8 protein-coding genes are annotated in these 11,670 nt (G+C 34.8%); all 8 read right to left on the reverse strand.

Annotation, left to right across the window (positions count from 1 at the left end):
- Window positions 1-47 precede the first annotated feature (47 nt).
- Window positions 48-2,252: a RelA/SpoT family protein gene (locus tag EV197_RS07770; RefSeq protein ID WP_130286153.1), complete on the reverse strand. Its 2,205-nt coding sequence runs from the start codon at window positions 2,250-2,252 to the stop codon at window positions 48-50.
- Between the two features lie 150 nt (window positions 2,253-2,402).
- Window positions 2,403-3,635 (reverse strand): M48 family metallopeptidase, encoded by a 1,233-nt coding sequence (locus tag EV197_RS07775; RefSeq protein WP_130286154.1) that lies wholly within the window; start codon window positions 3,633-3,635, stop codon window positions 2,403-2,405.
- Window positions 3,636-3,740: 105 nt separating this feature from the next.
- Window positions 3,741-4,541 (reverse strand): TrmH family RNA methyltransferase, encoded by an 801-nt coding sequence (locus EV197_RS07780; RefSeq protein WP_130286155.1) that lies wholly within the window; start codon window positions 4,539-4,541, stop codon window positions 3,741-3,743.
- Window positions 4,542-4,588: 47 nt separating this feature from the next.
- Window positions 4,589-7,342, reverse strand: coding sequence for a PAS domain-containing hybrid sensor histidine kinase/response regulator (locus EV197_RS07785; protein ID WP_130286156.1), 2,754 nt, complete (start codon window positions 7,340-7,342; stop codon window positions 4,589-4,591).
- 358 nt (window positions 7,343-7,700) lie between these two features.
- Window positions 7,701-8,045 (reverse strand): 50S ribosomal protein L20, encoded by a 345-nt coding sequence (gene rplT, locus EV197_RS07790; RefSeq protein ID WP_130286157.1) that lies wholly within the window; start codon window positions 8,043-8,045, stop codon window positions 7,701-7,703.
- A gap of 108 nt (window positions 8,046-8,153) precedes the next feature.
- Window positions 8,154-8,351: a 50S ribosomal protein L35 gene (gene rpmI, locus EV197_RS07795; RefSeq protein ID WP_130286158.1), complete on the reverse strand. Its 198-nt coding sequence runs from the start codon at window positions 8,349-8,351 to the stop codon at window positions 8,154-8,156.
- Between the two features lie 65 nt (window positions 8,352-8,416).
- Entirely contained in the window at window positions 8,417-8,968 is a 552-nt protein-coding gene (gene infC / locus EV197_RS07800; RefSeq protein ID WP_278042549.1) for a translation initiation factor IF-3, read from the reverse strand.
- Window positions 8,969-9,017: 49 nt separating this feature from the next.
- Window positions 9,018-10,961 (reverse strand): threonine--tRNA ligase, encoded by a 1,944-nt coding sequence (gene thrS, locus EV197_RS07805; RefSeq protein WP_130286160.1) that lies wholly within the window; start codon window positions 10,959-10,961, stop codon window positions 9,018-9,020.
- Window positions 10,962-11,670: the final 709 nt, after the last annotated feature.

Consider the following 11,670-nt stretch of genomic DNA (forward strand, 5'->3'; position numbering starts at 1 on the left):
GCCAATTGGTAAACAAAAATCCTACAGTAAATTGTACTAAGGTAATGCTATTCACGAATCACTTTATCGATTCCGTTTATCTTACCTAATTTTTGCATTACATCTTTTAAGACATTCTTATTTTTTAGTCCTACCGTTATTTTTCCGGTAAAAACCCCATCGTTGGTATCAAAATTCATATTATAAATAGCAAGGTGCATATTATTAGAGATAATTTGCGTTACCTTATTAACTACACCAATATTATCAATACCGCTTAGTTTTATAACCGCTTTAAACTCCTCTTGGGAGGAATCAATCCACTTGGCAGGCATAATTCTATAGGCATAATTACTTTGCAATTGCAAGGCATTTGGGCAGTCTTTTTTATGTACTTTAATACCTTCATTTACTGTGATGAAACCAAATACATCATCTCCTGGTATTGGGTTACAACAATTAGAAAGTTTATATTCTAATTTCTCTGCGTCCTTACCAAAAACGATCAGATCATATTTAGAAGTAATTTCTTCTTTTTCTACTTCTTTAGAGGTGCCACGACGCATTTTATTTTTAATGAAATTCATAAAAACATTGCTTCTCGTGGTAGCAAACTCTTTTATTTTTTGATTGTCTATGGTACCAAGACCAACACGATAAAAAAGGTCTAAGCTTGTTTTAAGCTTAAAATACAAGACTAACTCATTAACCACTTTTTCGTTTAGTGTTATCTTTTGAGACCTTAGTTTTCTTTTGAGTACTTCTTTTCCTTCTTCTGCAATTTTCTTCTTTTCGTCTCGTAATGCTGATTTGATTTTGGCCCGTGCTCTTGCAGTAGTCGCATAATCTAACCAGCTGGATGAAGGTTTAGAGTTATTAGAAGTAATTATTTCTACTTGATCTCCACTTTTTAATTCGTGGCTAAGTGGCACCAATTTTCCATTTACTTTGGCACCACGGGTGTGTAATCCTATTTCGGTATGGACGCTAAATCCAAAATCCAAAGCGGTAGCACCTTTTGGTAAAGACTTTAAATCTCCCTGTGGGGTAAACACAAATATCTCTTTGGCATAAAGATTAAGCTTAAACTCCTCTACAAAATCAACGGCATTGCTTTCTGAGTTTTCAAGTGCTTCTTGTAAACGGTTTAACCAGCCGTCCAACCCTTGATCTTGTTTTTCCTGGTTGTTTTTATATTTATAATGCGCAGCGTATCCTTTTTCAGCAATCTCGTGCATCCTTTCGCTTCGAATTTGCACTTCTACCCATCGACTGTCAGGCCCAACAACGGTGATGTGTAGTGCTTCATATCCCGTAGATTTTGGTTGCGATATCCAGTCTCTTAATCGAATTGGGTTGGGTCTGTAAAAATCAGTAACTACAGTATAGATTTTCCAGGCGATGAACTTTTCGTTTGCAAAATCAGATTTGTAAATAATTCGTATGGCAAATTTGTCATATACTTCATCAAAAGATATATTTTGCTTGATCATTTTTCGTCTGATCGAGAAAATAGATTTAGGTCTACCTTGAATTTCATAATTCAAGCCTTCTTTATTTAAACCCTCGCGTATTTTATCTGAAAAGCGTTTGATATACTCATCCTGCTCTTCTTTACTTTCCTTAATTTTTTCAAGTATGTCCTGATAAACCTCGGGCTCGGTGTATTTAAGTCCTAAATCTTCGAGCTCTGTTTTGATGTTATAAAGTCCTATACGATGTGCTAAGGGGGCATATATGTATAAGGTTTCAGAAGCGATTTTAACCTGCTTATCGGGCTTCATAGCATCCATAGTCTGCATATTATGAAGCCTGTCGGCTATTTTTATAATTATTACCCGTACATCATCATTTAGCGTAAGCAGCATTTTTCTAAAATTCTCTGCCTGCAATGAAATGTCTTTATCGTGTTTAAGAGAAGATATTTTAGTTAACCCATCCACGATGCGAGCAACTGTATCTCCAAACATTTGTTCAATGTCTACTAAAGTATATTCAGTGTCTTCTACCACATCGTGTAATAATGCGGCTGCGATAGATGTGGCATCTAACCCTATTTCGCTTGCTACGATTTTAGCGACGGCTATGGGATGAAAAATATAAGCTTCACCACTTTTTCTACGTTGCTCTTTGTGGGCATCAACAGCTACATCAAAAGCTTGTCGAATAAGCTTCTTGTCCTCATCATTAAGATGACGATAACTTATGCGCAGCAGCTCTTTATATTGCTTAGCAATTTTTTTGTTTTCTTCTTCTATAGCAGCTTCCGTCATATGCATATTAGTTATAAAAGCCTTGAATATAAGTATTAGTGTGAAGTTTCCCCTTTTTAAAGCCTACCTAATCACAATGCTTTTTTTTATAGCAGAGCTTTAAATAAAATTACGATTATCAATTGTAATGAACAAAAAAATAGGTAAGTATTATCCTTTAATATTTTTAATTCGTTGGAGTAAAGTAGGGTGGGAGTAATGAATGAAAACCATTGCTGGATGTGGGGTCAAGTTGTTTAGATTTTTTTTGGATAGTTTCTTTAAGCTATTGATTAAAGCTGTGCCGCAGTAGGTGCTTTTTGCGTAGGCGTCAGCCTCATATTCAAACTTTCTTGAAACAGAGTTCATAATTAGGCCGGTAACTTCTGAAATGGGACTATACAAAATACCAAAAGCAACTAAACCTACATGGAAAGAAGGCTGAGACACGCCTAGCGCTTCCGATAACAGAGGATTACTGATGAATAAAGATAGAAACCATAAGGTGATTCCTGTTAGTACCACGGATAGAATTAAATTAAAAACAATATGTTTTTTCTTGTAATGACCAACTTCGTGTGCTAGTACAGCAACAATTTCCTCATTGCTCAAGTCATTGATCAGTGTGTCATAAAGTGTAATTCTTTTTTCGCTTCCAAAACCTGAAAAATAGGCATTGGCTTTTGTACTTCTTTTGGAGCCATCGATTACGTAGATATCTTTAAGCTGAAACCCTACTTTTTTCGCATAGGTTTCAATAGTATCTCTAAGCGCTCCATTTTCTAATGGACTTTGCTTATTAAAGATGGGTACGATTAATTTGGCATAAAACATATTCATTGCCAAGGTAAAAACAGAAATTAAGCCCCAGGCGTATATCCAAAATGATTTTCCGGTTAATTCAAAAAACCATATAATTAAAGCTAGTAGCGCTCCGCCAACTATGATTAGCATGATTAATCCTTTGAGCTTATCAGTAAAAAAAGTGACTTTAGAACTTTTGTTGAAACCAAACTCCTCCTCAATAACAAAAGTTTTATAGTAGGCTGCAGGAGTGGATAAAATATCGCTACCAATCATAATAACGCCAAAGAAGATAAGCCCAATCACAATTGGATTATCAGATAAACTTCGGGCAAAATTATCAACTATAGCAAAACCATCAAAAATAAAAAAAAGTAACATTAGGATAAGCGAAACACTGGATGACACCAATTTAAATTTAAAATTAACCTTTTTATAGGCTACAGATTTTTGATATTCATCCTCTGGATATACATCCGCAACTTCTTTAGGGATTTCATCATTAAAATGAAGCGCATTCAAGAAGTCTAACAATGTATCTATGACGAATACAATGATAACTATGGTAATCAATAAATAAAATAACGTGGATGGCGTCATTAGCTATAGGTAATTAGGTTCTTTGGATTTGGGTATAGGAACGGTAATTTACTAATTTTTAGTGTATTTAGTACTAACTAAATGTCCAAAGATTTTTTTATGATATTAATTTGTAAAGTCTCGTTGTCGTTTTGCCTCAAAAACTAAAATTCCTGCTGCAACAGAAACATTCATCGAATCGATCTTTCCTTGCATTGGTATTTTAATGTTTTTTGTAGTGTTTTTTAACCATAAATCCGTTAAACCAGTTGCTTCCGTTCCCACAACTATAGCGCTGGGCTGCGTATAATCTATGCGATGGTAATCTACTGAAGCTTGTAATGCAGCGCCGTAAATATTTATTTTATTTTTATGTAAAAATGTAATGATATTCTCGGAAGTTTCTGTGATGATTGTATTGGTAAAAACACATCCTACGCTAGATCGAATGATGTTAGGGTTGTAGATATCCGTAAGCGGATCTGCAATGATAACCGCATCAATATTTGCAGCATCCGCTGTTCTTAGTAGCGCACCAATATTACCAGGTTTTTCAATGGATTGAGCGATGAGATAAAGCGGTGAGTCCTGGTTGATATTTAACAAGGATAAATCGTGATCTTTGCTTTTAAAAAGACCAATAACACCCTCTGTAGAAGACCGATACGCTAATTTATTATATACTTCTTTGGAAACTGCAATTAACTTGGCTCCTTCTAGGGAGGTGAAATTTAGATTTTCTTGCTGAAGGATACTGTCGCAATAGTAGAGTTCTAAAAGCGTATATCCTCCTTGCACGGCAAGCATGATTTCGCGAACACCTTCCACGCTAAACTTTTGTTCTTTTCTTCGAACTCTGGATTTTTCTTGAAGTGAGGCTAAAAATTTTATCCTTGGATTCTGTATGCTAGTAATGGTATCTGACATAGCTGCAAATATAAAAGGTATTTGGTACACTATATCAAAGTTGTGTCTTAATTAAGGTGATATTCTATTTCACCTTTAATATACTCTAGAGTTTTGTTTAAACTATCCGACAATGCAGTAATCCGCTCTATGTCTTTTTGCTCTTTTGCTAAGGTTTCAATTTCTTGTAATTGTGCCGCTTGCGATTTCAATCCGAGAGAACTAAAGCTAGATTTAGACTTATGCGCATAATGACTTATTTGTTCCCAATTCTGAACGCGTATACTTACCTGCAATTCGATGAAGTCGTCTGGCGTTTCATCGACAAAGAGTTGAAGGACTTGATGGATAATATCACTATCACCACTAAACGTTTCGTTTAAAAAACTTAAATCTAATATATTTGATGCAGCTTCTGTTTTAGTCGTGTTTATTGGGCGATCCAGTGCCTCTATTTCTTCTCTAGGAGTGTCTTTGAGGCTAAATAGAATTTCTTCTAATGCTTTTTCGCTAATCGGTTTGGTGATGTAGTAGTTCATACCGACCTCAATAGCCTTGCGTTTTGCTTCTGGAAATACATCGGCAGAACACGCAACTATTGGGATTTGACTAATATTGGGGTCCGATGATTTCCGGATTTGAATAGTGGCTTCCACACCATCCATTACGGGCATATGCATATCCATTAAAATAAGGTCAAAGGTAGATTCTTCGAGTTTTTCTAAGACTTCCTGACCATTATTTGCTATTTCTGTTTCTATTTCCCATTCATTAAAGAGTTGACTGATAAAAAATTGATTCATTTTGTTATCTTCTGCAACCAATACTTTCATTCCTGTAACTTTATTTTCTGTTTTTTCTAAAATTAATTCATCCTTTGCGCTGTATCCATTTTTTAAATTGCTCTTTTGATAGGCGATAGTAAATTCAAATTGCGATCCGCCTCCTAATGTGCTACTTACTTCCAACGTACCACCTTGGAGTTCAATTAACTTTTTACTTATAGAAAGTCCTAGTCCCGTTCCTTCGATTTTCGTTTTACCAGGTTTATGGACTTGATAAAAGCTTTTAAAAATTTGAGTTAATTTATCTTCTGGTATACCGATACCTGTATCCTTAACAGTAAACCTAAGCTTTAATTCTTCCTTATCATCTAGGGCAACTGAGGCATTGATAGCCACACTGCCTTTTTGAGTAAATTTGATCGCGTTACCTAAAAGATTGGTTAAAATTTGATTCAGCCTTAATTGATCCCCCACAATAAATTTAGGAATATTATCGCTGATGCTTAATTCATAGCTTAATCCTTTTTCTTCGGCTTTAATTCTAAACCCTCTGGATACGTTTTTTAATAACTCGTGAATATTAAAGTCTGCTTGGTGTAATGTTATTTTACCAGCTTCAATTTTACTAAAATCAAGAATATCATTGATTAAGACTAATAAATTCTCCGCAGAAAATTGAATGCCATCCAAATTTTTTCTGTCTACCTCAGGATTATTGAAGCCACTTTTTTGCAGAATTCCGGTTAATCCCAGAATAACATTAAGAGGTGTTCTGATTTCGTGACTCATATTGGACAAGAAAATCGACTTGGCTTTTGCAGATTTTTCTGCCATAACCTTAGCCTCTCGTATCTCGTTATCAATAAGTTTTTTATTCGTAATGTCTCTAAAAAAAGCATTAAATAAAAAATCGTCTTTGACCTTAATTGGTACAATTGTTAATTCTACATATACAATAGAACCATCTCTAAGATTAACAGCAGTTTCAACTCTACGATTGATAAGTTGTCCTTCTCCGTAAGCGATATAATCTTCAAAACTGGTTCTTAATTCTTCACGTAGTTTTCTAGGTACAAAGCTATATATACTTTCGCCTATGGTTTCACTACGTTTTACTTTTAAAATATTTTCCGCCTGATTATTCCAGTTAAGTACAGTACCATCGCTTTTGGCTAAGATCGTGCCATCCATAGCGGTTTCTAGAACTGTAGTTTTAAGATATTCACTAAATTTTAGCTCTTCTTCAATTTTTTTTCGCTCAACGATTTCTTTGGTTAGCCGCTCATTTATTTCCTCCATGCTGTACAGTTGCTTCTGTAGCATTCTAAGCATTTGTTGCTTACTTGGAAAATGAATGAGGTCCTTAGCTAAGATTTCTTCGGGAATAACGTTAAGTGTTGCAGTAAAAGATTCTAAAAGGTTATACGACTGAAAATGTTGTTTGTATATTAATAAATAAATATTTGTTATGGCATTAATGCCAATTTGATTTTTAAATACAGCATAAATTGTTGTGGAGTAATCCAGCAACTTCTTTCTTTCGTTAATGAGATCCAATCGATTGATATCATAATTACGCTGCAAGCTGTTTTTGATATTTAATATTTCTTGGCTTACGTCAGATCCAATAAGCTCAATGGATTTGTCTAATACACGCGATAAAAATAACTTACAAAGCATAAGCTCTTGCTCTTTTAAACTTTGGAATATCAGCTTAAAATGTGCAAAATTTAATAGTGCTGGATACTTTTCTTGTATGGTATCTCTTAATTGTTGTTGAGAGAGTTTTGTAACTGAATTTCTTTCCGTAATTTGTTGCTCTAACAGCAAGTAAATCTCAGGTAGTGATTCAATTTTTCGGGTGATCGAAGATTTTTCAAAGGTTTTGATTTTACTCTTTAGGGAACTATCGCTTATAGGGAATTCAATCTCTTTCCATAAAAAGTGGATAAGATCACTGATAACCTTCTCATCCGAACTTTGCTTTTTATTACTTTGCTTGGTAATAAAATAATTTTTGAACTTGTTTATGATCATTTCTTGATAGGAATCAATTGGAGCTCAGTTTTTTCACCTTTATCTAGGTCGATATTGAACAACGAAAATATACTAAACAATAGCATTGAAGCGGTAGCGGTCCATACTATAGTAGTCAACTCAGTAAACAAGATTAAAATTATCATTACTGCTTTCAATAGGTTGATTAATAAAACTTTAGGGCGAAATAAATACATATAATCGATTTGTAACAAAAATACACAAAAATCTGAGCTGACAATGTAGTTTAACAGTTTAAACGCAAAAAAACACGATAAAATACACTGCTTTAAGTTTTAGATGTAAAAAAAATCCCGCTATTGCGGGATTTTCTAAGTGAGATATATTGTTAAAAGAATTATTTTACTTTATCTACAATAGCTTTAAAAGCTTCTGGGTGATTCATCGCTAAATCTGCAAGCACCTTACGGTTAAGCTCTATATCATTAGCTTTTACTTTACCCATAAATTGAGAATAAGACATTCCGTGTAATCTAGCACCTGCATTAATACGAGTGATCCATAAGGCACGGAAGCTTCTTTTTTTGTTTCTACGGTCTCTATAAGCATATTGCATTGCTTTATCCACCGCGTTTTTGGCTACTGTCCAAACGTTTTTACGACGTCCAAAATAACCTTTTGCTTGCTTAAGAACCTTTTTTCTTCTAGCTCTCTTCGCAACAGAATTTACTGATCTTGGCATAATTTTAAATTTTTTAGTAGTAGGCGATCATTACTGATACTTGCTTATTTTATAATAGCCTAACTCCTGGGTTTATACTAATTCTAACCAAATACTATTTTGGTACAATTATTTAATACACAATTGTTCCTTAATACTATTTTCATCGCTTTTGTGCACTAATGTGGAGTGCGTTAAAGCAAGCTTACGCTTTTTAGATTTCTTTGTTAATATGTGACTCTTGAAAGCGTGCTTTCTCTTAATTTTACCAGTTGCAGTAACTTTAAATCGTTTTTTAGCACTGGATTTAGTTTTCATTTTAGGCATCTTATCCTTAATTTTAATCTCACTTATTATTGTATATATAACTAATGCTAAAAGATTAGTTATATTTATTTTCCTTTTTTAGGAGCTATGAACATTGTCATTCGCTTACCTTCTAGTTTCGGCATTTGTTCTACTTTTCCGTATTCTTCTAAATCCGTGGCAAGTCTTAATAATAATATCTGGCCTTTATCTTTATAAACAATAGATCTTCCTTTAAAGAAAACATAAGCCTTTAATTTCGCCCCATCTTGTAGGAACTTTTCGGCGTGTTTTTTCTTAAATTCATAATCATGTTCATCGGTATTAGGACCAAATCTTATTTCTTTGATCGTAACTTTTGTAGCCTTAGCCTTGAGAGCTTTGTCTCTTTTTTTCTGTTCGTAAAGGAATTTTTTATAATCCATAATTTTACAAACAGGAGGGTTAGCTTTAGGTGATATTTCCACTAAATCTAATCCTTGTTCTTCCGCAAGCTCTCTTGCTTTTTTAATCGGATAGATATCCGTTTCTACGTTATCTCCGACTAAACGAACTTCATCAACTCTAATTCGATGGTTGATTCTATGTGCATCTTCTTTTTTCTCCCGAAATGCTTGTTGGGATCTTCTTCTTCGTATTGCTATGACGTTAAAATTTTAAATTAAACTTCTTTTTACTTTAAATATACTATCCATTAAAGGACTTTAAGGTTCTATTTATCTCTTCTTTAACAATTTTATTAAAATCCGAGATGCTTATCGAACCTAAATCTTCACCTCCGTGTTTTCGCACAGAGATGGTGTTGGTTTCTTCTTCCTTTTCACCAACGATTATAATATAAGGAAATTTATTTAATTCCGCCTCACGAATTTTTTTACCAATCGTCTCGTTACGATTATCCGCAAGGGCGCGAATTTCGTTATTTTCTAACAAATTTAAAACTTTTTCCGAGTATTTTTCATATTTCTCACTGATAGATAGTACAATAGCCTGCTCTGGCATTAGCCACAGTGGGAAGTTTCCGCCGGTATGCTCTAATAAAATAGCAATAAAACGCTCCATACTTCCAAACGGTGCACGGTGAATCATCACTGGTCTATGCGACTCGTTGTCACTTCCTTTATAGGTAAGGTCAAAACGCTCAGGTAAGTTATAATCTACCTGTATGGTACCTAATTGCCAGCTTCTACCTAAAGCATCTTTGACCATAAAGTCAAGCTTGGGTCCATAAAACGCAGCTTCACCAGTTTCAATTACATAGTCTAGTCCTTTATCTTTTGCAGCGTTGATGATGGCATTTTCTGCTTTTTCCCAGTTTACGGGATCGCCAATATATTTTTCAGGATTTTCTAAATCTCTAACCGATACCTGGGCAGTAAAGTTTTCGAACCCTAAAGACCCGAATACATAAAGAACTAAATCAATAACTTTTTTAAACTCTGAATCCAATTGATCAGGGGTGCAAAAAATATGCGCATCGTCTTGTGTAAATCCACGTACCCTTGTTAAGCCGTGCAACTCTCCACTTTGCTCGTAGCGATACACCGTACCAAACTCAGCAAATCGCTTTGGTAAATCCTTATAGGACCACGGTTCACTGCTATAAATCTCACAGTGGTGCGGACAATTCATCGGTTTCAGTAAAAACTCTTCTCCTTCAGCGGGTGTATGGATGGGTTGAAAGCTGTCCTCACCGTATTTTGCATAATGACCAGAAGTAACATACAACTCCTTTTGACCAATATGTGGAGTAACTACCATTTCATAACCTGCTTTTTTCTGAGCTTTCTTTAAAAATTGCTCTAATCGTTCTCTAAGCGCAGCTCCTTTTGGTAACCAAAGCGGTAGTCCTTGCCCCACTTTTTGCGAAAACGTAAATAAACTTAGTTCTTTGCCTAGTTTTCTGTGGTCTCTTTTTTTAGCTTCTTCTAATAAATAGAGATACTCTTTTAAGTCTTTCTGCTTCGGGAAGCTAATCCCATAAACCCGGGTTAATTGCTTATTGTTTTCGTCTCCTTTATAATAAGCCCCTGCTACGCTCATTATTTTGACCGCTTTAACAATACCTGTATTGGGAATATGGCCACCGCGGCATAAATCCGTAAAGGTGTCGTGATCGCAAAACGTTATGGTACCGTCCTCAAGTCCTTCAACAAGATCTACTTTATATTCATTTTTTCCCTTATAATAAGATAGCGCCTCTTCCTTGCTTACTGAACGCATCTTAAAATCGTGCTTACCTCTGGCTATTTCCAACATCTTTTTTTCAATGCTGTCAAAATCCTTTTCAGAAAGCGTGTGTTCACCTAAATCCACGTCATAATAAAAGCCATTTTCAATAGCAGGTCCTACCCAAAGCTTTACACCAGGGTATAGTTCTTCTAATGCTTGTGCTAAGATATGGGCAGAGGAGTGCCAAAAAGCCTTTTTACCTTCATCCTCTCTCCAGGTGTAGAGTACCAGATTACCATCTGTTGTCAGTGAGGTAGCGGTTTCGATAATAGTATTGTTAAATTTGGCAGAAAGAACATTTCTGGCAAACCCTTCGCTAATATCTTTTGCTACTTCCATAGGAGTAATACCGCTTTGGTATTCTCTAACTGAACCGTCTGGTAATGTAATTTTAATCATTTCTTATTTATTAAAGGAGCAAAGATAATAGGATAATACTATCCTTACAATAGTATTGTGTTACATAATTCATATTTAATACGATTTAAGTATAAACTAACGGATATCCTTTCTTACTAGGGGTAGTTGTTTTGATTTATAGTAGTCGTTTTAAGGTATTCTGCAGATCATCCCTGCGATGCAGTTCTGCGGGCTTTCCGTTGTATCTTGGTTTGTTAGTGTGTTAACAAACCAAGGATGCCACTACAATCCCTATCTGATACCAGTTAGGGGTAGGCGAGGATCTTTTTATACTTGTAATGCTGTTATGTTATTTAAAGAAAGATTTGTCTGCTATTATTTATCCTAGTATGTCTCTTTTGTAAGTGTTTTTATTTTTTTAAGGGGTATTCATTTGCCCTTCAGTGGGTTAAAAAATACTTTAAAAAAACCTTCATAAAAGTTGTTTGTAATTGAAAAAAGGGTGGTATGTTTGCACCCGCTTACCGCAAGAGGGTTGGCTTGAGTTCATTGATTATTTAGTGTTTTTTTTACGGTTTAGGAGTAGGAGATGTAAGTTGTTTTAGGAAGTAAAAACAGGGTGTAAAAAAAATCTAAAAAAGTTGTTTGTAATTCAAAAAAGGGTGTTATGTTTGCACCCGCAAAACGGGATAGTTGTTTTGTTTGGTTCATTGAGATAGGGTTTATTGTTTTACTGGTTTTTTTGGGG

Origin of the sequence: Aquimarina brevivitae (assembly GCF_004216895.1) — a bacterium.
Lineage (GTDB): Bacteria > Bacteroidota > Bacteroidia > Flavobacteriales > Flavobacteriaceae > Aquimarina > Aquimarina brevivitae.

Excerpts from the sequence above, each read along its gene's own strand:
- EV197_RS07770 (WP_130286153.1), bottom strand. The coding sequence starts at position 2,252 with ATGACGGAAGCTGCTATAGAAGAAGAAAACAAAAAAATTGCTAAGCAA.
- EV197_RS07775 (WP_130286154.1), bottom strand. The coding sequence starts at position 3,635 with ATGACGCCATCCACGTTATTTTATTTATTGATTACCATAGTTATCATT.
- EV197_RS07780 (WP_130286155.1), bottom strand. The coding sequence starts at position 4,541 with ATGTCAGATACCATTACTAGCATACAGAATCCAAGGATAAAATTTTTA.
- EV197_RS07785 (WP_130286156.1), bottom strand. The coding sequence starts at position 7,342 with ATGATCATAAACAAGTTCAAAAATTATTTTATTACCAAGCAAAGTAAT.
- rplT (WP_130286157.1), bottom strand. The coding sequence starts at position 8,045 with ATGCCAAGATCAGTAAATTCTGTTGCGAAGAGAGCTAGAAGAAAAAAG.
- rpmI (WP_130286158.1), bottom strand. The coding sequence starts at position 8,351 with ATGCCTAAAATGAAAACTAAATCCAGTGCTAAAAAACGATTTAAAGTT.
- thrS (WP_130286160.1), bottom strand. The coding sequence starts at position 10,961 with ATGATTAAAATTACATTACCAGACGGTTCAGTTAGAGAATACCAAAGC.